22 protein-coding genes and 1 tRNA gene are annotated in these 22,828 nt (G+C 64.9%); 8 read left to right on the top strand and 15 right to left on the bottom strand.

The window, feature by feature from the left end:
* Positions 1 to 35: 35 nt before the first annotated feature.
* Complete coding sequence (locus A9D12_RS11095) at positions 36 to 311, bottom strand: hypothetical protein (RefSeq protein ID WP_068351843.1); 276 nt, start codon at positions 309 to 311, stop codon at positions 36 to 38.
* An 88-nt stretch (positions 312 to 399) separates the two neighbouring features.
* Between A9D12_RS11095 and argJ the strand changes: the two genes are divergently transcribed.
* Both argJ and A9D12_RS11085 read left to right on the top strand, forming a co-directional pair.
* Complete coding sequence (argJ, locus tag A9D12_RS11090) at positions 400 to 1,626, top strand: bifunctional glutamate N-acetyltransferase/amino-acid acetyltransferase ArgJ (protein ID WP_068351841.1); 1,227 nt, start codon at positions 400 to 402, stop codon at positions 1,624 to 1,626.
* Positions 1,623 to 2,417, top strand: a complete 795-nt coding sequence (locus tag A9D12_RS11085; RefSeq protein WP_231889608.1) for an inositol monophosphatase family protein — start codon at positions 1,623 to 1,625, stop codon at positions 2,415 to 2,417. The genes argJ and A9D12_RS11085 overlap by 4 nt, the downstream gene beginning before the upstream one ends.
* Positions 2,418 to 2,579: 162 nt before the next feature.
* On the opposite strand, the gene trxA is transcribed toward A9D12_RS11085, so the two are convergent.
* The 8 genes from trxA to ahcY all read right to left on the bottom strand — a co-directional run bounded on the left by trxA (position 2,580) and on the right by ahcY (position 15,600).
* Entirely contained in the window at positions 2,580 to 2,900 is a 321-nt protein-coding gene (gene trxA / locus A9D12_RS11080; RefSeq protein WP_068351840.1) for a thioredoxin, read from the bottom strand.
* Between the two features lie 69 nt (positions 2,901 to 2,969).
* Positions 2,970 to 6,518, bottom strand: coding sequence for a double-strand break repair helicase AddA (gene addA, locus A9D12_RS11075; protein ID WP_068351838.1), 3,549 nt, complete (start codon positions 6,516 to 6,518; stop codon positions 2,970 to 2,972).
* Positions 6,515 to 9,562, bottom strand: a complete 3,048-nt coding sequence (locus A9D12_RS11070) for a PD-(D/E)XK nuclease family protein (RefSeq protein WP_068354345.1) — start codon at positions 9,560 to 9,562, stop codon at positions 6,515 to 6,517. Before A9D12_RS11070 ends, addA begins: the two co-directional genes overlap by 4 nt.
* On the bottom strand, positions 9,555 to 10,271 hold the full coding sequence (locus A9D12_RS11065; RefSeq protein ID WP_068351836.1) for a nucleotidyltransferase family protein: 717 nt from the start codon (positions 10,269 to 10,271) through the stop codon (positions 9,555 to 9,557). The genes A9D12_RS11070 and A9D12_RS11065 overlap by 8 nt, the downstream gene beginning before the upstream one ends.
* Positions 10,268 to 11,257, bottom strand: coding sequence for an aminoglycoside phosphotransferase family protein (locus A9D12_RS11060; RefSeq protein WP_068351833.1), 990 nt, complete (start codon positions 11,255 to 11,257; stop codon positions 10,268 to 10,270). The genes A9D12_RS11065 and A9D12_RS11060 overlap by 4 nt, the downstream gene beginning before the upstream one ends.
* On the bottom strand, positions 11,254 to 11,718 hold the full coding sequence (gene tsaE / locus A9D12_RS11055) for a tRNA (adenosine(37)-N6)-threonylcarbamoyltransferase complex ATPase subunit type 1 TsaE (RefSeq protein ID WP_068351831.1): 465 nt from the start codon (positions 11,716 to 11,718) through the stop codon (positions 11,254 to 11,256). Before tsaE ends, A9D12_RS11060 begins: the two co-directional genes overlap by 4 nt.
* A complete protein-coding gene (locus A9D12_RS11050; RefSeq protein ID WP_068351829.1) occupies positions 11,715 to 14,075 on the bottom strand; it encodes a PAS domain-containing sensor histidine kinase in 2,361 nt (786 codons plus the stop codon). The genes tsaE and A9D12_RS11050 overlap by 4 nt, the downstream gene beginning before the upstream one ends.
* Before the next feature lie 100 nt (positions 14,076 to 14,175).
* Complete coding sequence (gene ahcY, locus A9D12_RS11045) at positions 14,176 to 15,600, bottom strand: adenosylhomocysteinase (RefSeq protein WP_156522926.1); 1,425 nt, start codon at positions 15,598 to 15,600, stop codon at positions 14,176 to 14,178.
* A 184-nt stretch (positions 15,601 to 15,784) separates the two neighbouring features.
* Here ahcY and A9D12_RS11040 point away from each other — a divergent pair, with 184 nt between their 5' ends.
* Positions 15,785 to 16,264 carry a peroxiredoxin gene (locus tag A9D12_RS11040; RefSeq protein WP_068351826.1) on the top strand — a complete coding sequence of 160 codons (480 nt, stop codon included), beginning with the start codon at positions 15,785 to 15,787 and terminating at the stop codon, positions 16,262 to 16,264.
* Positions 16,265 to 16,392: 128 nt separating this feature from the next.
* Here the strand turns inward: A9D12_RS11040 and A9D12_RS11035 are convergent, their stop codons facing one another.
* Positions 16,393 to 16,839 (bottom strand): hypothetical protein, encoded by a 447-nt coding sequence (locus tag A9D12_RS11035; RefSeq protein ID WP_068351823.1) that lies wholly within the window; start codon positions 16,837 to 16,839, stop codon positions 16,393 to 16,395.
* A gap of 151 nt (positions 16,840 to 16,990) precedes the next feature.
* On the bottom strand, positions 16,991 to 17,617 hold the full coding sequence (gene folE / locus A9D12_RS11030) for a GTP cyclohydrolase I FolE (protein WP_068354341.1): 627 nt from the start codon (positions 17,615 to 17,617) through the stop codon (positions 16,991 to 16,993).
* Positions 17,618 to 17,818: 201 nt separating this feature from the next.
* Here folE and A9D12_RS11025 point away from each other — a divergent pair, with 201 nt between their 5' ends.
* Positions 17,819 to 18,208, top strand: coding sequence for a metallopeptidase family protein (locus A9D12_RS11025; protein ID WP_068351821.1), 390 nt, complete (start codon positions 17,819 to 17,821; stop codon positions 18,206 to 18,208).
* Positions 18,209 to 18,265: 57 nt separating this feature from the next.
* Here the strand turns inward: A9D12_RS11025 and A9D12_RS11020 are convergent.
* Both A9D12_RS11020 and A9D12_RS11015 read right to left on the bottom strand, forming a co-directional pair.
* Positions 18,266 to 18,342, bottom strand: a tRNA-Arg gene (locus A9D12_RS11020).
* Between the two features lie 30 nt (positions 18,343 to 18,372).
* Entirely contained in the window at positions 18,373 to 18,813 is a 441-nt protein-coding gene (locus A9D12_RS11015) for a (deoxy)nucleoside triphosphate pyrophosphohydrolase (protein WP_082925530.1), read from the bottom strand.
* Between the two features lie 100 nt (positions 18,814 to 18,913).
* Between A9D12_RS11015 and A9D12_RS11010 the strand changes: the two genes are divergently transcribed.
* The 4 genes from A9D12_RS11010 (at position 18,914) to A9D12_RS10995 (ending at position 20,210) form a co-directional block, all read left to right on the top strand.
* The gene (locus tag A9D12_RS11010; protein ID WP_068351818.1) at positions 18,914 to 19,096 is read left to right on the top strand and encodes a Flp family type IVb pilin; all 183 of its coding nucleotides are present in this window, start codon (positions 18,914 to 18,916) and stop codon (positions 19,094 to 19,096) included.
* 113 nt (positions 19,097 to 19,209) lie between these two features.
* Positions 19,210 to 19,386: a Flp family type IVb pilin gene (locus A9D12_RS11005; RefSeq protein ID WP_068351816.1), complete on the top strand. Its 177-nt coding sequence runs from the start codon at positions 19,210 to 19,212 to the stop codon at positions 19,384 to 19,386.
* Between the two features lie 241 nt (positions 19,387 to 19,627).
* On the top strand, positions 19,628 to 19,804 hold the full coding sequence (locus A9D12_RS11000; RefSeq protein WP_068351816.1) for a Flp family type IVb pilin: 177 nt from the start codon (positions 19,628 to 19,630) through the stop codon (positions 19,802 to 19,804).
* A gap of 229 nt (positions 19,805 to 20,033) precedes the next feature.
* Positions 20,034 to 20,210: a Flp family type IVb pilin gene (locus A9D12_RS10995; protein WP_068351814.1), complete on the top strand. Its 177-nt coding sequence runs from the start codon at positions 20,034 to 20,036 to the stop codon at positions 20,208 to 20,210.
* A 109-nt stretch (positions 20,211 to 20,319) separates the two neighbouring features.
* On the opposite strand, the gene A9D12_RS10990 is transcribed toward A9D12_RS10995, so the two are convergent.
* Both A9D12_RS10990 and A9D12_RS10985 read right to left on the bottom strand, forming a co-directional pair.
* A complete protein-coding gene (locus tag A9D12_RS10990) occupies positions 20,320 to 21,801 on the bottom strand; it encodes a M48 family metalloprotease (protein ID WP_068351811.1) in 1,482 nt (493 codons plus the stop codon).
* 79 nt (positions 21,802 to 21,880) lie between these two features.
* Positions 21,881 to 22,825, bottom strand: coding sequence for an acetyl-CoA carboxylase carboxyltransferase subunit alpha (locus A9D12_RS10985; protein WP_068351809.1), 945 nt, complete (start codon positions 22,823 to 22,825; stop codon positions 21,881 to 21,883).
* Positions 22,826 to 22,828: the final 3 nt, after the last annotated feature.

Below are 22,828 nucleotides of genomic sequence, written 5' to 3'. Positions count from 1 at the left end.
GCGCCCGGAAACGGGAAAGTCGAACGAATGCGCGCCTATTCGAAGGCGCGTTCGATCCCCATCAAGACCGGCAGACGCAGCGCATCGGGCCGCGGGGCGCGCCGCTCGGGCGCTTCGATCTCGCGGCTTTCATGAACGGTCGCAGGCACCGGCTGGATCGCGACGTGTTCGCAACCCTGCGCTTCGTCCCCGCTTGCCGCAGCAATGCTCGATCCGCAGGCCAGCGCCTCGGCCAGCGACGCGTTCGCCGGGCCGCCAAAGGCGACGAGCCCTGTAAGCAGGGCCAGAAAGGCTAGAAAGCGCCGGGTCATCGCTGCGTCAGATAGGTAATCGCGGGCGCTTCGTCCACCCGATTTGCCGATTTACGCCATGCGCGCGGGCTTATAGAGGCCGTAAGCCATGCAGATCGATCGTTCCCCCCTCGCCCGCCCCTTCCCCGCGCTTCCTGCAATTGCGGGCGTCACGCTGCGCGTTGCCCGGGCGCGGTACAAGACATGGGATCGCTGCGACCTGACGATCGCCGAACTGGCCGAGGGCACCAGTGCCGCAGGGGTCTTCACCAAGAGCGCCTGCGCCTCGTCCGAAGTCGAACTGGGCCGCGAGGCGGTGAAGCTGGGCCGCGCACGGGCGCTGGTGGTCAATGCGGGCAATTCCAACGCCTTTACCGGCTGGCGCGGACGCGCCGCGGTCGAAGCGATCCGGGCGCAGGTATCGGGGGCGCTGGGCTGCGGTCTCGACGATGTGTTCGTCTCCTCGACCGGCGTGATCGGCGTGCCCTTGCCGATCGACAAGGCCGAGGCCGGGATCGCCGCCGCGCTCAATGCGCAGCCGTGCGGGTGGGAGGATGCCGCCAATGCGATCGGTACCACCGACACTTTCACCAAGGGCGCGGGCGCAGCTGCGATGATCGGGCCCTACCGCGTGGAACTGGCGGGGATCATCAAGGGATCGGGCATGATCGCCCCCGATATGGCGACGATGCTGGGTTATGTCTTCACCGATGCCGACGTGGCGCCGGCCTTCCTGCAAGAGGCGCTGGAACGCGCGAACGCCGCGACGTTCAGCTGCATCACCGTCGATGGCGATACGTCGACCAGCGACACGGTGATGGCATTCGCGACCGGCAAGGCCGGCAACCCGCGGATCGAAAACTGGGACAGCGCGGGCGCGGATGCCTTTGCCGCGGCGTTGACCGATGTCTGCCGTCAACTCGCGCAGCTCGTGGTGCGCGATGGCGAAGGCGCGCGCAAGTTCATCACCATCCGGGTAAGCGGCGCGGCGAGCGATGCCAGCGCGCGCACGATCGGGCTGGCGATCGCCAATTCGCCGCTGGTCAAGACCGCGATCGCGGGCGAGGATGCCAATTGGGGCCGCGTGGTCATGGCGGTGGGCAAGGCCGGCGAGCCGGCGGACCGCGACCGGCTGTCGATTGCGTTCGGCGGGGTCTGGGCCGCGCGCAACGGGGTTCCGGTCGAAGATTACGACGAGGCCCCCGTCGCCGCGCACCTGAAGGGCGAGGAAATCGATATCGCGGTCGATCTCGGGCTTGGCGATGGCCACGCGATCGTGTGGACCTGCGATCTCACGCATGGCTACATCGCGATCAACGCGGATTATCGTTCGTGAGCGCTTTGAACGATGAAATCCACGACCTGATGCGGTTTGCCGCGCAGCGTTCGATGTTGCCGCGGTTTCGCAACCTTGCCGCCGGTGAGGTCGAAATGAAGGGCAAGGACGATCCGGTCACGATCGTCGACCTCGAGGTCGAAGCCTTCCTGACCGAGGCGCTGACCCGGCTTGCCCCCGGGGTCGCGGTGGTGGGCGAGGAAGCGGTGCATGCCGACAAGGCAGTGCTCGACCACCTCAAGCACCAGTGCTGGATCATCGATCCGCTCGACGGGACGGCCAATTTTGCCGAAGGCAAGGAACCCTTCGGAATCATCATCGCGCTCGCCGATGCGGGCGAGACGGTGGCGGGGTGGATCTACGATCCGCTGAAAGACCGGTTCTGCCACGCGCAACGCGGGGCGGGCGCATTCGTGAACGGTGAACAGGTCATCGCGCGCACCACCGGGCAGACCCCGCCCGTCACCGCGGTCAGCCGGATTTTTCTGACCCCCGAACAATCGGCAATGGTCGATGAAAAATTGGCACCGCATTACACGCTGGTCGACATTCCGCGTTGCGCTGCCGAACAATATCCGCGCCTCGCGCTGGGCGAAAACGACGTGTCGAGTTTCCAGCGCACGCTCGCCTGGGATCATGCCGCGGGCGTGTTGTGGCTGAACGAGGCCGGCGGAAAGGCAGCCCGGCTCGACGGCAGCGCCTACCGGGTCGACCAGCACGATGCGCCGGGACTGGTGGGCGCATCATCGCCCGCAATCTGGGATGCCTTCGTCGGCCGCGCGCTGGGCTAGACAGGGCTTTCCTACCTGCCCGCGCGCTGCCAGCCTGCGGGGTATGTCCATGCCGCAAAATCAACCCGCCCCTGTCGCCGCATCATGCGCGGCAGGGGCGGGTTTTTGCGTTCTGGACAGTGTCTCATGTGTCTCCAACACGTGCCGGAGACGAGCGGGCGATCAGAGTTCGCTTTCGAGCCAGGCCTTGAGCTGGCTCTTGGGCGCAGCGCCAAGCTTGCGCGCGACGACTTCGCCATTCTTGAACAACAGCATCAGCGGGATCGACTGCACGCCCATCTGGGCTGCGACATCGGTGTTTTCCATGATGTCGACCTTGGCGATCTTGACCTTGTCACCAAGCTCGTCGCTGATTTCCTCGAGCGCAGGCGCGATCATCTTGCACGGGCCGCACCAGTCCGCCCAGAAATCCACCAGCACCGGGGTTTCGCTGTTCAGCACATCGGCGGCAAAGCTCGCATCGGTTACATTCACGGTTGCCATTATCTGTCTCCTTTGCCGGCCTTCATAGGGGTGCCGGCGTTGCTTGTGCAATCTAATGCGGCCCGCCGTTCACTCAATATGGGCTGGTAACAAGGATTGCTGCGGCATCTGCAACGCGTTCTTGTGTAGCGACAGTGTCGGCGGGTCGAGTTCGAACATCTGCGGCGCATGGGTGTAAAGCACCAGCGCGCGCACCGCGCGGCCGGGGTAGATCGTCTCGAGCGCCGCGACATAGGCAGCCATCTGGCGGATGGTCGCAACCGGAATATCGGCAGCGCTTACCGGTGGTCGCCGGGTGGTCTTGAAATCGACCACGGTCACGCTCGAATCCTCGATCAGCAACCGGTCGGCGGTGCCTGCCACCACCACCCCGCCAACGGTCGCGGCCAAGGGCACTTCGGCAAGCGCCGCGGGCGAAAACAGCGCGGCAAAGGCGGGATCGCCGATCACGCCAAGCGCGGCGGCGAGCATCTCCTCCCGCGCGTCGTCCGCAATGTCCGCTGCCTGCCGCAGCAACCAGCCGCGCGCCGCCTCCACGCGTTCGGCAGGCGGCACGTCGGGCAGGCGTTCGAGCAGGGCATGGATCAGGCTCCCGCGCCGGGCGGCAAGGCGGTTGGCCTGCGGATCGAGCGGCGGCTGGCCTGCGCCATCCTCGCCTGCGGCCGAAGGCGCGAGCGGGCGCGGCGGGCGCGGTTCTGGCCCGATCGGGGTCACCGCCCAGTCGGGCAGGCTGGCTTGGGCGGGTGCATCGGGGTGGATGTCGGCATCGCTCACCAGTGGTTCGGCAGCCTCGCCCCATTCCTTGCGCCAGCCCCACAGATTGTCGGGCAGTTCTTCGCCCTCGAACAGCGGGGCGAGCCTTGCATACCAGCTGTCGTCATGCGGAACGCGCTTCTTCGCCTCGTTGCGGTTGAGCGATCCGCCGATGAACAGCGCCTCTTCCGCGCGCGTGATCGCGACATACAGCAGCCGCCAATGCTCCTGCAGCGCGGCCCGCTTGCGCGCTTCCTCAGCCTCGACGATGGGGCCGCGCTTCTCGTCCTTGGTCAGCGGCGGCAACGGAACGGCGCGGCGGCGATCGGGCTTGTGGCCAAGCGGCGCATCGTCGAGTGCAAGATCGCCCGCCTCCCCCGGCGCACCGGTTGCATCGGCGAGGATCACGATCGGGGCTTGCAAGCCCTTCGATCCGTGCACGGTCATCACCCTGACCTGCCCGCTCGCCGCATCCGAATCGCGTTTGAGATCGCCCGTCCCGGCATCGAACCACGCGATGAAACCCGAAAGGCTGGGCCAATGCTCGGCTTCGTAGGCGAAGGCGGCGTTGATCAGTTCGTCGAGCGGATCGTTGGCCTCGGCCCCCAGCCGTTCGACCAGCCGCGCCCGGCCCTGCCACGGGCCGGTCAGGAGCCAAGTGATGAGCGCCTGCGGAGTCTGATAATCCGTGCGCCGCAACAGATCGCGCAGGCGCTCGGCGGTTTCGAGCACCGGCTCAGGCGCATCCGGCCGCCGCAAGTGGTCCCAAAGGCGCACCTTTGCGGGACGCGGGACATGCGCCAGAATGTCGTCTTGGCTCCACCCGATCAGCGGCGAGGCAAGTAGGTTTGCGAGGCTGAGATCGTCCTGCGGCTGCGCGGCAAAGCGCAGCGCCGCCAGCACGTCCCTGACCGCCAGCGGCGCACCCAGCCGCAGCCGATCGACCCCGGCAACCGGCACACCGCGCGCATAAAGCTTGGCCACGATCTGCGCGGCGAGTTCCTTGCGCTGGCGCACCAGCACCATGACGTCTCCAGCGGCCGCGTGACGACGCGTCCCCTTTTCGAGAACGAACGGCTCGGCCCCGCTGACCCAGCGCTGCACCTGCTGCGCGATCCGGTCGGCCAGCAGCGTATCGTGACGGGGCAACCAGTTCTGCTCGCCGCTCGCCGCACCGTCATCGGTGATATCATCGTCGCTCTGTGTCTCGCCCTTGTCGGGCATCACCGGAGGCCACAGCGTGACCAGCCCGGGACGCTGCGCGCCAACATGATCGGTCGGCGGCTTGTCGAGCCCGAATTCGCCAAAGCCCAGATGCGCGATCACCCGGTTGACGAAACCTAGCACGATATCGGCGGTGCGGAAGGACCGGCCGAGGTCAAGATCGTGCCAACCCGGTTCGCGCCGGTTCTCGCGCGATGTCCGGATGCCGTGCCGCGCGGCTTCGATCCTTGCGTGTATGCGCACTTTGGCCTTGGCGAAGTTTTCGGGACTGGTGCCCTGAAATCCGAAGATCGCCTGCTTGTAATCGCCGACGGTGAAGATCGTGCGCAGCTTGTCACCGCGCGCGCCTTCACCGCTGAAGAAGTCGTCGATCAGCGCCTCGACGATATCCCACTGGTTCTGGTTGGTATCCTGCGCCTCGTCGATCAGGATGTGATCGAAATGGCGATCGAGCTTGTAGCGGATCCAGTCCGCGGCATCGGACTGTTCGAGCAGGCTGGCCGCCTTGCGGATCAGGTCGGGAAAATCGAGCAGGCCCTCACGCGCCTTGCGCGCTTCCCAGCGCACCGCGAACGCCCGTCCGATTTCGAGCGAAGACGTAACGATCTCGGCGCAGGACAGCATCGCGCGCCGGGTTTCGTATTCGCGCAGCGCGTCGGCGATAACTTGCTGATAGGCCGGTATGTCGGGATCGTGCTTGACCGCGCCGTCCATCTTGCGCGGTTCGCCATCGGCCTTCAGCACGGTCGAGAGAAATCGCGATACCGCCAACACCCGATCGGCCAACGCCATGTTCACCCATTGCCTGATGAACGCGGCACTCTCAATTCCGGTCTTGGCTGTTTTCCAGGCGTCGAGCGCTGGCAGCATCGCGATCAGCGCATCATCGGGGAAGATATCGGGATCCAGCGGCTCCGCGGCCCACGCCTCGTCCGCGTCCGCGTCCGCCGGCATTCCAAGCGTCTGGCGCACCCGCGCCGCCATCGGCGATTGCCAGCTTCCGGGCCCTTCCCACATCTCGTGCGCATCGGCAGCGCGCATCAGCCACTTGTGGAGCGCGCCAGGATCCTTGCGGGTGGTAAAGAGAGCGAGCCCGTCGAGCACGCGGACGTCATTCGTGCGTTCGGCTTCCTCGAACAGATCGGTGAGCACTTCGCGCGCCAGCAATTCGCGGCTGCGATCGTCGAGCACCACCGTTCCGGGGGCAAGCCCGGCCTCCTCGGGGAAATTGCCGATCAGGAACTGGGCAAAGGCGTGGATCGTATCGATCCGCAGGCCGCCGCCCGGACAATCGAGCACGCTGGCAAACAGACTTCGCGCGCGCGCGATCGTCTCCGGATCAAAATCGGCTCCCAGATGCCTGAGTTCCTTTGCAAGCGCGGTTTCCGGCAAACGCACCCAGCGCGCCAGAACCGCGTTGATGCGGTTGGCCATCTCGGCGGCGCCGGCCTTGGTGAAAGTGAGGCACAGGATCTGCGACGGCGCGACATCCTCGCGCAGCAGCAGTCGCAGCACGCGCGCGGAGAGAACCTGCGTCTTGCCCGTCCCCGCCGACGCCGAAAGCCAGACATTCGCTTCCGGGTCTGCGGCCAGCAGCTGGTTGTCCTGCAAGGGATGGACGAGGCCGTTGCCGCCGCTCATGCTTCGGTGTCCTTGTCCGTCATGCGCACCAGCCATTCTTCGAGCCGCATCAGCTGGTCATATTCGTTATAGCCTTGGTAATCCGGATTTTCCCGCGCCAGAAAAGGTTCGCTGCCCTTGATGAAGCGGGTGATCGCCAGCTTCAGCTTGTCGGCGTGATGCGGCAGGAATTCTTCGGGAGGAAGCCCGCTTCTGGCATCGCCGATTTTCAACGGCGTCTCGGTGTAGCCGAACCCGCCCTCTTTCTTGGACCGGCCAAGCGACCAATATTCGAACGTGCCGGCCGTTCCCGTGACGACCTGGCCCGTCTTGTCATCGGCAAACCGGCCCTGTCCGGCGATCAGGCCGAGCAATCCGAGCTGCAATGCGAAGCCCTCTTCAACCTGCTTTTTCGAAGGGGGGCTGCCGGTCTTGTAGTCGACGATCGCAAGCGTACCGTCGGCGAGCCTGTCGATCCGGTCGGCGCGGCCGATCACCTTGACGCCGGCAACCTCCATCTCGCCCGCGATCTCGGCGGCGAGCACCGTGCGGCCATCCGCCTGTGCCTTGTCGACCCATGTTTCGAACCGTTCGAGCGCGGCAATCAGCCGCGGCTGCCACAGGGCGCGGAACAGCGGATGCACGCGTTCGGCCGCGAAATGCGCCGCGGCGAAAGGGGCAATCGGCAATCCCGGCTGATCCTTGCGCGCCTTGTGCCATTTATCGAGGATGTCGTGCACCAGTGTGCCGCGCAGTGCAGGATCGCTGAAGGGATCGGCGGCAAGCGGCGACAGTTGCCGCAGATCGAGGATCGCCTGCGCGTAGAACTGGTAAGGATCGCCCAGCAGCCGGTCGAGCGCGGTGACCTTGATCGGGACATCGCGCCGCGCTGGCGAAGGATCGGGCGCGGGGCGCGGATAGGGTGCGGATGGCGGACGCCGACGATCGATCAGCGGCAGCATCGCCGGGATCGCGCGCTCGCGATGCTCCTTGTCGAGATCCGCGCCGAGCAGCGCTTCGACCCGCAGCAGGAAGCGCGACGGCAGCGCCGGCCCTTCGGCGTCGCGCAGACTGCGCGACAAGACCACCTGCGGCGCGCCCATTGCGCCCGCCAGATCGTGCGCGGCCAGCCCGATGCGAAAATCCGCGCCCGGCACACCCAACGCGCGCAGGATCGCGGGGGCAAGCAGCGCGTCCGCGCCGGGCGGCTGCGGCCAGCTGCCCTCGTTCAGCCCGCCGCAGATGATCAGATCCGCGCGCGCCATCCGCGCTTCGAGCAATCCGTAGATCGCAATCCGCGGATGGCCGCCATAACCCGGACGCACCGCGACAGCTTCCATCGCATCGCGCAATGCGCCGGCAAAGTCCGCCGTTTCGATCCTGGTCCCCAGCATTGCCGCGGTCGACCGCAGATCCTCGACGAAGGCACCCAGCGCGCGACCATCCTCGCGCTCCCAGATCATCGTCCGGGCAAGCGCTTCGGCCACCGCAGCCAAACGGTCGAGCGCATCTTCGAGCGCGATTTCGGCAGGCCAGTCGATCAGTGGCGCGATCAGCGCCTCGGCCTCGCCCCACCACCCTTCAACCTTGGCCTTGGCGGCGGCGATGCGCAGCGGCTCCATCCCGGGCGCGGGCGCAGGGCCGCGCAGTTGGCGGTCGAATGCACGCAGACCTTTCAGCCACTCCGCGCGCACCTCGCCGTCCCACCCGCGCACCAGCGGGTGACCGAAGGTGGCGATCAGCCCGGCAGGGTCCGCGCCGTTTGCGGCAATCCCGGCCAGCAGCCCGAACAGGCGGCCCGCGGGCGTCAGCGGCAAGGGACGACCCGCGGTGTCGTCTGCGATGATATTCCAGCGTTCGAGATGCTGCGCCACCCGCCGCGCAAGCCCGCGATCGGCGGTGACGACGGCGACACGCTTTTCCGGGGCAGCGATGGCTTCGCGCACCAGCAACGCGATCGCTTGGGCTTCCTCCTCGATCGTCGCGCTCGCCATCAGCCGCACGCCATCGAGCCTGCGGTCCTTCGCCTCGAGCGAAATCCACGAACGGCTGGCCTGCGGGGGCAGAAACAGCGAGGAGATGGCGCGCGCGCGCGCCGGATCGGCCGCGCCGATTCCGCGGCGGTGCCATTGCTGCACCTCGCCGCGGTTCACACCCATGCGGTTGAGCAGCAGCTTGAGGTGGTATTGCGGGTGGCTGAGCGCGTCGCCAGCGGCAAACACCGGGCCACCGGGTTCGGTGCTCGCGCCCGCCAGCCCGAGTTCCTCCCAGGCATCGTCCGCCATCGCAAGGTCGAGGTCGGGTAGCACCACGGCGCCTTGCGGTAGTCCCGCGACCACGCGCAGCAAGCGCGCCAGCGCGGGCGATGCGCTGGTCACGCCGGCAGCGACCACAGGGTGCGCTGGCGGCGTTTCCCGCCAGCGGCGCGCGGCACGGTCGAACAGCAAGTTGCGCCGTGTCGCGGCATCGACTTCGCCCCGCGCGGCGAGTTCGGCCTGCCAGCGCACAATGACCCGCAGAAACAGCCGCACCGATCGCTGCCAGTGTCCGGCAAGCCCTGCAACGCTGTCGAGCACCGCCTCGCTTTCCCACAGGTCGCTGACCGCTTTTTCCTCGACCAGCAGCCGGTCCATCGTTTGCGCCATTTCGCGTGCGAGATTGAGCCTCGCCCTGCCCGGCAACGGGTTCATTCCCTCGCCCGCTCTTTCTTCGGCGATCAGCCGGTCGAGCGTCAGCCAGCGGCGCACCGGATCGCTCGCAGGCGGAATGTCGGCCGCCCCCAGCGGATCGAACGCCGCGCCCAGTTTCTCGTCAAGATCAAGGTCGCCCACCGCCACCATGCGGGGCATCAGCAAACCGCCTGTGCCGGTTTCGCCCGCGTGACGAATAAAGGCCTCCGACAGCGTCCGCGCTGCGCGGGTCGAAGGCACCAGCAGCGTCAGCCGCGCAAGCCCGAAGCCCTCTTCGCGGTAACGCGGAACAATGCCGGCCACCAGCGCATCGGCAAATCCGCGATGCGCCGCAATCGAATAGACGTTGAGCCCGCCGCCGCCTCGATCAACCACCACTGAGCGCTTCTTCGGTCGGCCGGATCATCTGCGGGGTGCCCACTTCGAACCACTGGCCGGTAAAGCTGATGCCGAACAGGCGCCCTTCCTCCATCGCCCGGTTCCAGAGAATGTTGGTCGAAAACGGCCCTTGGGGCGCATCGCGCAGCAGCCGGTGACTGACCAGCTGGATGCCAGTGAAGATGAAGGGTGCAATGCGTCCAGCGCGGCGGCGGGTGACATGACCCAGCGGGTCCATGTGAAAATCGCCCGGCCCCGCAAAATTCATCGCCCGCGCGTGCGGCACTACCAGCAGCAGTGCATCCATTGTGTCCGCATCCCACCGCCGCGACAGATCGTGGAACGCGCTCTTTGGCCCGTCCAGCCAGATATTGTCGGCGTTGAGCGCAAAGAACGGATCGGGCAGCAGCGGCAGCGCCTTGACCATCCCGCCCCCGGTTTCGAGCAGCTGCGCCCGCTCGTCCGAAACCGTGACCGCAGGATTCTGACGCGCCAATACATGGGCTTCGAGTGCGTCGGCGAGGTAGTGCACGTTGACCACCGCGCGCGCCACACCCGCATCCGCGAGCCGGTCAAGCGCGTGATCGATCAGCGCCTTGCCTGCCACGCGCACCAGCGGCTTGGGCTGACTGGCGGTCAGCGGCCGCATCCGCTTGCCGAGCCCTGCGGCAAGGATCATCGCGGTGTCGGATGCAAGCTTCGTCATTCGGCAAAGGCGCCATTGCGGGCGCGCAATTCGTCCGGGATATTGGCATCGAACCACCGGGCGACGGGTGCCAGCGCAGGGTGCGCCAGATCGCGTTCGAGCGCGGCCCATACCCGCGGGATCATCGCCAGATAGCGCGGCTTTGCGTCACGGGCATTGAGCCGGGTAAAGATGCCGACGATCTTGGCATTGCGCTGCGCGCCAAGCGTTGCGTAGTCGGCGAGAAAGTCATCGCTCGCAACGCCGGTCGCCTGCGCGTAATGCAGCAGCATCGCGGTTTCCAGATGCACATCGACATCGCGCCGCGCATCCTGAAGCAGCGATACCAAATCATAGGCGGGATGCCCGACCAGCGCGTCCTGAAAGTCGATCAGCCCCTGCGGCGCGCCGGGCTTTCCGCCCAGCAGCATGATATTCTCGGCGTGATAATCGCGCAGCACCGTAACGCCCGGGTTCTGGCGCGCGATTACCGGCTGCATCACTTCATCCCATGCCGCAGCATAACCGGGGTTATCGACATCGAATTCTTGCGCAGGGCACCACCATTCGGTCAGCAGCGCTGCCTCGCGCTGATAGACCGCCATGTCATAGGGTGCGAAGGGGCCGGGCGGAAGGCGGTGGAGCGCCACCAGCGCATCGACCGCGGCCTGATAGGCCTCATGCTCGTCGCCGGGATGCACATCGAGCCAGTCGCGCATCCGGTCATCGCCGAAATCCTCGGTCAGCACCCAGCCTGCCGCAGGCTCGGCAGCGAGGATTGCCGGGCCACGCATGCCGCCTTCGGTCAGCCACTGCGCGACGTCCAGAAACGGCGCCGGATCCTCGTGCGGGGGCGGCGCGTGCATCAGCATGGCCGTTTCGCCGCCCGCGTGCGTCAGCCGGAAATAACGCCTGAACGAGGCATCGCCCGGCAGGGGATAAATCGCGGCATCGGCCCAACCGGCGCGGGCAATGAATTCGGCAAGACCTTGGGGCAAATCGCTCATGGCATCCGCCCTACCCAATCCGCGCCCCCGTGGGCAATCGCAATCCGCCCGCCTTGGCCGCTTTCCCCCAGCCCCGTCAGGGCGATCGCGAGGCACCCTCGTTCCTGCCCAAAACCACCTGCATGGTCGGGCCATTCGGCGATCAGGGCCGCGCCGTCGCGATAATCGTCGAGCCCGATTTCCGCGAGCTCCGAAGGATCGTCGAGCCGGTAGAAATCGGCATGCACGACCGGCAGGCGAAGCGGCGGCGCGGCATAGGCTTCGATGATCGTGAAGGTGGGCGACGGCACCTCGCCATCGTGACCGAGCGCGGCAAGGATGGCGCGCGCCAGCGTGGTCTTGCCTGCCCCCAGCCCGCCTTCGAGCGCGACGACATCGCCGGGTTGCAATCGCGCAGCGATGCGCTCGCCAAACGCGGCCATGGACGCAAGATCGGGCAGAACCTCCCGCGAGCCCGTCATGGCAGCCGGATGGTCGCGGTGGTGCCGGTACCCTTGCGGCTGACGATATCGAGCGTCCCGTCATGGGCGGCGATCAGTTGCCGGGCGAGCGGGATGCCCAACCCGGTGCGGCGCTCGCTCGCCTCGCCGCTGCTGCGGCTTGCCCCGCCTTGGGCGATAGCGAGTTCCTGCGCGCTCATTCCGCGGCCATTGTCGGTGATGCTGATTTCGATCCCCGCGCTCCCGTCCTCGCTCGCGCGCCTGATTTCGATGACGATGCGCCCGCCGCTCGGGGTGCCGTTGATGGCGTTGTCGAGCAGATTGCCGATTGCGCGTCCCATCTGGCGTGGGTCGGCATCGATGATCCGGCCGCGCCGCGCCTTCAGATCGAGGCTCAGCCCTGCGCCAATGATTGCCGCCTCGCGCTCGCGCACCAGCTTGGTGAGGAACTCGAGCAGGTCGAGCCGTTCCTTGCGGATCGGCAGAAGGCCCGCCTCGCTCTGCGACAGATCGAGCACGTTTTCGACCTGTTCGGTCAGCCGCTCGACCGCCGAGAGAATGGCATCGACATACTCGCTTGCCGCCGCGGGATCGCTCGCAGCCCCGCTCTTGAGCAGTTCGGCATAGCCGCCGATGGTGGTGAGCGGGGTGCGGAATTCGTAGCTCATGTTTGCGAGGAACCGGGCCTTGACCGCGTCGGCCTCTTCCAGCGCCTCGGCGCGTTCGCGCAGCGCTTGCTCCGCTTTTTGCGATGCGGTGATATCGAGCACGGTCAGCAAGCCGTTGCCATCGGGAAGCGGAATGCCTGCAAAGCGCAAGGTGCGCCCATCGGCCAGATCGACGCGCCCCTCCTTCTCGCGCCGGTCAAGCGTTGCGGCCCGAACCGCCGCGCCGATCAGGCTTGCCTCTTCGGGCCGCACAAGATTGCGGCCGATCGCGTTCAGCAACTCATCGGCGCTCGGGTGCTGGTCGAGCAGTTCGGTATTGAGACCCCATGTCCCGGCAAAGCTGCGGTTCCACAATTGCACCGAACCATCGGGGGCGAAAATCGCCAAGGCCTCGAACAGACTGTCGAGCGTCGCGGTGCGCGTGCGCAGCAAGGTATCGCGCACCGCCGACAGCGCGAGGCTTTCGGTGCGGTCTTCGGTAATCAGCACCAGCCCGCCATCGGGCATCGGCTGCGCCACGACGCGCAGGTGCGTGCCACCGGGCAGCGGCCATGCTTCTTCATAGGCGGCCTGCAAGCCGAACCAGGATGCGCGCTCGCGTCGCCATTCGGGAAAATCGCGCACTTCGGGTGTGCGCCCGCGCTCGCGCGCTTCGGCAAGGAAGCGGTCGAACGGGGTGAGCGCTTCGACCGCATCCTCCGTCAGGCTGAACAGTCGCCGGAACGGGCGATTGGCAAAGGTCAGGCGCTCCTCACCGTCGAACAGCGCAACCCCGACCGACAGCTGATCGAGCAAGGCGCGCTGGGCATCGCGGAACGCCCGGAATTCGCGTGCGACCTGTTGCTGCTCCTCGATATCGATCGCGTATCCGGCAACGCCCTCCTGCCCCAGCGGGAGGTCGGAGACACGCAGACTGCGCCGTGCGCCGTGGATCGTGGCAGCAACGATCCGTTCGGACGCGGTCTGGCTTTGCAGCGTGGCGCGCGCGATGTCGGCCGGAGCATTGCCATCTTCGGGTTCGAGCAGTTCGATCTGGCCCTGCACCACTTCTGCCGCGCCCGGCGCTCCCACGGCATCGACATAGGCCTGATTGACCAATTGCAGCTTCAGCCCGTCGTCGCGGAACCACATCGGCATCGGCGCGGCTTCGATCAGGCCGACAAGCGCCGCAAAATCGCCGGTCGCACGCGCGGCGGCCGCGCGCAGGCGGGCCATTTCGCTGTGGCTTTCGGTAAAGTCGAAAATCCACACCAGCGCCGCGCCGCCCGGCGACACCTGCGGATCGGCGAGCGTGCCATACAGCGCGAGGCTGCGCTGCGACCCGGGCAGATTGATCGCCATGCGAAATGGTGCAGCGCTTTTCTGGGTGGTCTGGATCTTGCTCCACAGCTGGTCGAGCTGGCTCTGCGCCAAACCACCGCCACGCGCGCCGCCCACGGGCGCGGCAAGTTCGGACAGATATTGCGGCATCGACGCCAGTCCCAGCATCCGCGCCAGTCTGTCGGGGGCTTCGATCCGGCCATCGACCCGCACCAGCAAGGGCAAGGCAGGCGCGACATCGAGCAGAGTCTGCATCCGTTTGAGGCCAGTGCGCATGGCCTTGGCCCGGCGTGCGCTGCGGCTTGCCCGCAAAACGACAACGCCCGCCCCCACCGCCCAGGCGGCAAGAACGAGCGCGATCAGCACCAGCGAGAGCGGCGTTACATCCATTGCACAACCGCTATGCGCGTGCGCGCGGGAGTGCAACGGGGGAAGCACCGCCCGCCCCCAACCCCGTGATAAAACAAGGCGGAGCGGGCGGGTTCATGGCTTAGTAGCGGTAGTGGTCCGGCTTGAACGGGCCAGCCTGCGGCACGCCGATGTAGCTGGCCTGCTTGTTCGACAGTTGAGTCAGCTTGACGCCCAACTTTTCGAGGTGAAGCGCGGCGACCTTTTCATCGAGGTGCTTGGGCAGCACGTAGACGTCGTTGTTGTAGTTGTCCGACTTGGTGAACAGTTCGATCTGCGCCAGCGTCTGGTTGGTGAAGCTTGCGCTCATCACGAAGCTGGGGTGGCCGGTGGCGCAGCCCAGGTTCACCAGACGACCCTTGGCGAGGATCAGGATCGACTTGCCATCGGGGAAGGTGACGAGGTCGGTGCCTTCCTTGATTTCCTTCCACTCGTAGTTCGACAGTGCCGAAATCTGGATTTCGCTGTCGAAGTGGCCGATGTTGCAGACGATCGCCATCGGCTTCATGTTCATCATATGATCGGCGGTGATCACGTCTTCGTTGCCGGTGGCGGTGACGAAGATGTCGGCGCGCTTGACCGCGTCTTCCATGGTGACGACCTCAAAGCCGTCCATCGCGGCTTGAAGCGCGCAGATCGGATCGATTTCGGTGACCATGACGCGGGCGCCGCCGTCACGCAGCGAAGCGGCCGAGCCCTTGCCGACATCGCCGTAACCGGCAACACAGGCGACCTTGCCGGCCAGCATCACGTCGGTCGCGCGGCGGATCGCGTCGACCAGCGATTCCTTGCAGCCGTAAAGGTTGTCGAACTTCGACTTGGTGACCGAATCGTTCACGTTGATCGCCGGGAAAGGCAGCTTGCCCTGCTTGGCGATCTGGTAGAGGCGCATCACGCCCGTGGTGGTTTCTTCCGAAACGCCCTTGATCGCCTTCACCGTCTTGGTGAGGTAGCCCGGCTTGGCAGCGACGAAGGCCTTCAATGCGCGCTGGAACTCGATTTCCTCGGCGTTGGTCGGCTCGCCCATTTCCTCGCCCGCTTCGATGCGCGCGCCCCACAGCGCAAACATCGTGGCATCGCCGCCATCGTCGAGGATCATGTTGCAGGTGAGGTCGGCGTCAGCCTCGCTCGACCAGTCGAAGATGCGGCCCACATAGTCCCAGTAATCGGCCAGCGTTTCGCCCTTGATGGCGAAGACGGGGATGCCGCGCGCGGCGATCGCGGCAGCGGCGTGATCCTGGGTCGAAAAGATGTTGCAGGTCGCCCAGCGGACTTCGGCACCCAGTGCGACCAGCGTTTCGATCAGCACGGCGGTTTGAATTGTCATGTGGAGCGAGCCGGTGATGCGCGCACCCTTCAAAGGCTGCGATGCGCCATATTCTTCGCGCAGCGCCATCAGGCCGGGCATTTCGGTTTCGGCGATCATAATCTCGTCGCGGCCGAACTGGGCAAGCGCGATGTCCTTGATCACATATTCATGGGTCTGCGTGGCAGCGAGAGTGGCCATCATTCTATCTCCTAAGCACAGCGTCGCGCCCGCACAGGCGGGCGGTCTGTTCATGCGGCGGCTCCCTAGCGTCAGACGGTTCCGGAGGCAAATATAAACTTATCTTTATATGTCTATTTGTTGCTCGACAGGTGGCTGCGCGATAAAGGTCGGGAGCACTTCCGCAAAACAGGACAATCCGATCATGACAATTTCCGTCGGCGACAAGATTCCCGAAGTCACCTTGATCAAGGCCACTGCCGAAGGGCCGCAGCCGGTCAAGTCCTCGGAATACTTCGCGGGCAAGCGCGTCGCGCTGTTTTCGGTTCCGGGCGCCTTCACCCCGACCTGCTCGGCCAAGCACCTTCCCGGCTTCGTCGAAAAGGCCGATGACCTCAAGGCCAAGGGTGTCGACGAGATCGTCGGCACGGCGGTCAACGATGCCTTCGTGATGGGCGCGTGGAACAAGGCCCAAGGCTCGGAGGCGATCACGATGCTGGCGGATGGCAATGCCGATTTCGTCGAAGCGATCGGGCTGACCATGGATGGGTCGGGCTTCGGCCTCGGCAAGCGCGGTCAGCGTTTCTCGATGGTGATCAACGATGGTGTGGTCGAGCAGCTCAACGTCGAGGAACCCGGCGATTTCCGCGTTTCGAGCGCGGAGCACATGCTCGGCCAGATGTAAGGTTGCAGCACCGCGCTGAAATTCGAAAGGGGCGTTCCGGAAACGGGACGCCCCTTTTTTCGTGGCTCAGTTCAGCCGGAATGCTCGCATCCTGCGATCAAGCAGGCTAGCACACCAAGCAGCGTCGCCTAACCGCGCGGGGTGGCAGCGGCGCTGTCAGCTTCGGCAAGCAACGCAGCACGGTCGATTTCCACCAGCGCCATCATGCTGCGCCGGAATTCTTCCCGGCGACCATCGACCAACTTGTCGATAGCCTTGGCGTTGGTTTCGCACCATCCGGACCGAGTGCCCTTGGCGACATTGTCGCGGGTCAGCGTCCGGTGCGACTTGACCGCTTTAGCGAGGTCTGCCGCGCGTTCGACAGACAGCTTGGCGCTCCACCGGCACGCCAGCGTGCTGGGTCGTCCAGCCGCCCCCACGGTTCCGGTTTGCGCCGTGGTGATCGTCACAGTCCCGCGATAATCGGCGGCAATCGGACCGGCATCGTGTTCGATCACGACGGTATGTTCGAGCGCAAGCGTAGGGGCGGACACCGCCGCCGCAATACCTGCAAGCGCCAGGGCAAGCCTGTTCATCGTTTTATCTCCTGCAAAAGCCCGACCTTTTTGGCCGTAGCGATTGCAGCAAATAGCATTGCTCTACTGCGCATCCAAGGCAGCCGGCACCGCCGTTATGATGGCTGGCTGGAACGGATCGACAATCAGCCGCGCACGATAAACCGCGCGGTCAATAGCCCATCAGGCTCATGACTTCCTTGCGGCTGCTGCCGTTGTCGAGGAAGCAGCCGAGCATCCGGCTCGTGATCATGCCGACGCCCGGGGTTTTCACCCCGCGTCCGGTCATGCAGCCATGCTGAGCCTCGATCACGACCGCGACGCCCTGCGGGTCGAGGTGATCCCAGATGCACTGCGCCACCTCGGCAGTCAGCCGTTCCTGAATCTGCAACCGCCGCGCATAGCCGTGCAGCACGCGTGCGAGCTTCGAGATGCCCACCACCTTGTTGCGCGGAAGATAGGCGATCGCCGCCTTGCCGATGATCGGGGCCATGTGATGTTCGCAATGCGACTGGAACGGGATGTCCTTCAGAAGCACGATCTCGTCATAACCGCCCACCTCGCTGAACTGGCGGGTCAGGTGGATCGACGGGTCTTCGCGGTAACCCTCGCAATATTCGAGCCATGCGCGCCCCACGCGCTTTGGCGTATCGAGCAGTCCTTCGCGCGCCGGATCATCGCCCGCCCATGCGATCAGCGTACGGATCGCATTCTGGACGTCTTCGGGGACCTCGGGCTTGCCCAGCGGATTTTCCGGATCGAAGGTTTCGTCGTGATCGTGGGCGGAGATGTAATTCATGGATGTGTTGTCTTTCTCGCTCATCGGCCCTTGCGGAGACCCCTCGCCTGTCAATCCCGAGTGACCTCAACCACCCAGTCCGCAAGCCGTTCCGTAAAAGTTACGCCGGTTGCAAGGATGGATGCCGCCCCCATTTCGGCGATGTAATAGGATTTTCCCGCAATTCATCCCCTTGCGGACAAGAAAGAAAGCAAAACCGCCATGTCCGAGCCGAGCATCGCCGCATTCGAAACCGCTGCCGCCGAGGTATTGGCGCGTCTTCCCGCGGTCTTCCGCGACGGCCTGGCGGGCGTCGTCCTCAAGGTCGAGGAATTTGCGACGAGGGAGCAGCTGGACTCGCTCGACATCGACGATCCGCTCGATCTGACCGGATTGTATGAAGGTGTCGCGCTTACCGAAAGATCGCAGTTCGAGAGCGACGGGCTGCCGCCGGTCATCACGTTGTTCCGCCAGCCCCTGCTCACCGAGATGCGCGAAACGGGGGTGAGCTTTGCCGAACTGGTCCGGCACGTGGTGATCCACGAAGCGGGCCACCATTTCGGCCTTTCGGACGATGACATGCACAATCTGGAAGACAGCGTCGCAGACTGAACGCGAGACCGGCCCGAAACGACAACGCCCGCCTCTCTTGCGAGAGGCGGGCGATATTGGCGCACCCGGAACGATTCGAACGTCCGACCCCCAGATTCGTAGTCTGGTGCTCTATCCAGCTGAGCTACGGGTGCGCTCTGGAGGGGCGCCTTTACGGGTGCCCTTCAGGCTTGGCAAGGGGTTTTGGAAGAATTTTCGATATTTTCGAAAAGTCTCTGTGCCAGCGCGATGTCCAGTGGCGGTTTGGGCAGCGCCAATGCCTCGGCAGGAGTGAACCAGCCGACAGTGCCACCTTCGAGTGCCTGCGGATCGCCTTCCCAGTCGTTGACGATGTAAAGCAGGATGACAATCGGCGGATTGGCGCCCGTGTCACCCGTTTCGGCGAACCCACAAGGGCTTAGCGCGTCGGCGCGGCAATTAATTCCCAGCTCCTCGCGCAATTCCCGGCATAAAGATTGCGCAGGCATTTCAGAGCCTTCAACCTTACCCCCGGGGAATTCCCATAGGCCGGCGTGGTGCTTTCCTTCAGGCCTGCGCTGCATCAACCAGCGACCATCGGGGCCATGCAAGGCTCCCGCCACCACTGCGATCCATCCTCGTGTCATGTCGGAATTTCTTCCACCCTCGCCCATGCTCTCAACCTTTTCTTAACAGATAGGCGCGAATTATGCGGATGTCAGAACGAAGAATGTGGGGGGCACCCTGATGTTGTCGATTTTCATCAGAGAACTGATCGACGACCAGTCGGGCGCAACTGCAATCGAATACGGTCTGATCGTTTCGCTTATCGTCGTCGCGATGATCGCCGCGCTGCAAGGTGTTGCCGGCAGCACGATCGCCACGTGGACGAGGGTCGAGACGGAGAGTGTTGCAGCGATGGGAGCATAGGCGAAGCCAGGGGCACCCCGCTTCGTGCATTTCAGCCGCTGCATCACGATCGTCATCGAGCCCGCCATGACCAGGCGGGTGCGGGTACCGAAGACCAAACCAGGAGACTACACATGACCTTCTTCAAGAACCTCGTCCGCGACGAACAGGGCGCCACCGCCATCGAATACGGCCTGATCGCTGCGCTGATCGCCGTTGCTGCCATCACCGCGATGACCTCGCTGGGCGGCACGCTCTCGGGCACCTTCAACAACGTCAACACCAAGATGGCCCCCGGCACCGGCGCGTAAGACGCGAAGGGCTTTAGCCACACAGACGAAGCGGCGGGGAGCGATCCCCGCCGCTTTTTCATTTGTGCAAACGGTCGACACCGCACTGCAGAGCCCCACTCCGACGGCGCGGAGAAAGGTTGATGGCAATCCAAACATTCCAACCCGTGTTAGGAATTCTTCAACCAGTCGGGGGCTAGCAGATGAGTGTCCACCGTGACCGGGGGGCACGGGTACCGAAGACCAAACCAGGAGACCAGACATGACCTTCTTCAAGAACCTCGTCCGCGACGAACAGGGCGCCACCGCCATCGAATACGGCCTGATCGCTGCGCTGATCGCCGTTGCTGCCATCACCGCAATGACTTCGCTGGGCGGCACGCTTTCGGGCACCTTCAACAACGTCAACACCAAGATGGCTCCCGGCACCGGCGCGTAAGACGCGACGGCCAAAAGCTAGACAAACGAAGCGGCGGGGAGCGATCCCCGCCGCTTTTTCGTGTGCGGTACATCAGACACGGAATGTGATCGGACATCGCCCCCGTGACCCGTGGCAAGCACCTATCTCGAATTCGGCAATTTTCTAACCACCATCGTCCTAGACCGCACCGGCACGCATGGCACCCGATCGCACGGGGCAATCGCGAGCCAGCGTCAGGAGATGCCGAATGACCTTTTTCAAAAATCTCGCCGCCGACGAAAGTGGCGCCACTGCGATCGAATACGGCCTGATCGCTGCGCTGATCGCCGTTGCCGCGATCACCGCGATGACATCGCTGGGTGGTACGCTGGCGGGCACCTTCAACAACGTCAACACGCAGATGACCCCGGGCACAGGCGCATAGCCAAACGCGCCCACAACCAAAAACGGCGGGGAAAGATCCCCGCCGTTATGGTTTTGTAAAAAAGCCCTGATGCCGGAACCGAATCGCACATTCCGGCGGAGCGAATCGCCTAGCGGGCGCGAACCACCAGCTTCACCTTCTGACCCGGCGTCAGAGTGCTGCTGCTGGTCAGCGCATTCAGAACCCGGAACCGCTCTTCCTGCGCGCTGTCGTAGGCCATGCGGCGGGCGAGACTTGCGACCGTATCGCCGCGGGCGACCGTCACCACCTGCAAGCGACGCGGAACAACAGAGCTTGCTTCGGTTTGCGAAATCCGGCGCATCGACTGGAACATCGGATTGAACGTCGCCGCGCCGCCTGCGGGCGCGATAACGGCGAAGTGATAGGCGCGGTCGCGTGCGAATTCATAGGCAAAGACAATCACATCCACCTGCGAATTGCCGTTTGCCACACGCGCGGTCCCATAGACAGCCGGAAGACCGTTAACGGTCGTGCGCTGCAATTCCTGCGGTGCGAGCTGCGAATTCTGGCCGCCCAGCGCGGTGAAAGCGGTGCGCACATAGGTTTCGAGATTGCCGTTATAGGCCGCGGTCGTCATCTGCGCCTGGCCGCCCTGCCCCTGGATCGTCACCGCGCGGGTGCCGTTGACCATGTAGAAGCCCTGCGGCGCATTGAAGCTGAGCAACAGTTCGGGGTGAATGAACCGGCTGCCTTCGATCAGGCCCTGGGCCGGATCATCGCCATAACGCAGGCCATCGATCCGCGTCAGGAACGTATCGCGATTGGTGATGCCGCCGGCGGTTGCCGGACCGGCCTTGGTCAGCGCGGCCTGCACGCGGCTGGCCGGATCGGGGTGGGTCGACGCCCATTCGGGAACGCTCGCATTGCGGCCTGCAAGGCGCGCATCAAGGCTGTTCTGCGCCGCAAGGCTCGCCAACACCGTGCCCATGGCGCGGCGATCATATCCGGCCTTGCCGAGATACTCGATCCCCAGATCATCGGCCTGCAATTCCTGTTCGCGCGAGAAGCGCAAGGTCAGAAGCTGCGAGCCCTGCATCAAGGTGCGCGAAAGCGTCTGCCCGGCTTGCGAATTGCCCAGCAGCACCGACGATCCGATCGCACCGAGCAGCCCGAAGATCGAGTTGCGCTGCGCTGCCTGCTGGCGCCGTTGCGAATGGCGCGCGGCGACGTGGCCGACCTCGTGGCCGAGCACTGCGGCCAGTTCAGCCTCGTTGTTCATCAATGTGACGAGCTGGCGCGTGGTGTAGACATAGCCGCCGGGCACCGCGAAAGCGTTGTGCACGGGCGAATTGAGCAGGCTGACAGTGAAGCTTTCGCGTGCATTGCCAAGGCCCGACTGGACGGCGACGTTCTTGCCGATCTGTTCGACGTAAGTAGCCTGCGATCCGGTCATCGCGCCGCCGAATTCGGCGAGGAACTGCGGATGGTATTCCGCGCCCATCCGGGCTTCGTCCTGCGTGATCGGGGCAGAAGCGGGGGGAATCGAGCCGGCGGGGCCCATGCAAGCGCCAAGCGCCAGCGAAAGCGTTGCGGCGCCTGCCGCCAGAAGAGTGCGTGAAATTCGTGCCATCGGTTGTCTCCCGCAAGAATGGGTCAGGGACGGGAAATCATGTCCCGTGCGAACCAATCCTGACCTGTTGCGGGGGGCGTTAACCGCCGATCGCGAGAAAACGTTCCTCTCGTTCCGAAATCAATTCAGACGGGCTTTTCGCGCCGAGATTGGCGATCTCTTCGCCCAGCGCCTCGCCCAGCATCCGGGCTGCGGCCGCCGGGTCGCGGTGCGCGCCGCCAAGGGGCTCCTTGACGATCCGGTCGATCACATTGAGCCGCTTGAGATCCTGCGCGGTAACCTTCATCGCCTGCGCGGCATCAGCAGCCTTTTCAGAAGTGCGCCACAGGATCGAAGCGCAGCCTTCGGGCGAAATCACCGAATAAACTGCATGTTCGAACATCAACACGCGGTTGGCCGCTGCCAGCGCGACCGCGCCGCCGGAGCCACCCTCGCCCACGACGGCTGCGACCATCGGCACGCCGATCGCAAGACAGGCCTCGGTCGAACGGGCGATGGCCTCGGCCTGGCCGCGTTCCTCGGCCTCGATCCCCGGAAACGCACCCGAAGTATCCACCAGCGTCACAACCGGCAAACCGAATCGGCCCGCCAGTTCCATCAGGCGGATCGCCTTGCGGTAACCCTCGGGCTTGCCCATCCCGAAGTTGTGCGCGATCCGGGTCTTGGTGTCGTTGCCCTTTTCGTGGCCGATCAGCATCACCCGCTGGCCGTTGAGCCGGGCAAAGCCGCCCATGATCGCCAGATCATCGCCATATAGGCGGTCACCGCCCAGCGGCATGAAATCGGTGAAAGCATGCGCGACATAGTCGCGGAAATGCGGGCGCTGCGGGTGCCGTGCGACCTGCGTCTTCTGCCAAGGCGTGAGCGAGGCATAGGTGCTGGCAAGGAGCTCGGCGCTCTTGTTTTCAAGCCGGCCGATCTCGCTCGCGACATCAACGTCGTGCAGCGCGTTGACGCTGCGCAACTGGGTGATGCGCTCTTCCAGCGCGGCGACGGGCTTCTCGAAGTCGAGGTAGGAAATCATCGC

It is taken from the genome of Erythrobacter neustonensis (genome assembly GCF_001663175.1).
In the GTDB taxonomy this organism is placed as follows: domain Bacteria; phylum Pseudomonadota; class Alphaproteobacteria; order Sphingomonadales; family Sphingomonadaceae; genus Erythrobacter; species Erythrobacter neustonensis.
The sequence above is the reverse complement of the archived record's forward strand: the minus strand, read 5'-3'. Positions and strand labels throughout refer to the sequence as shown.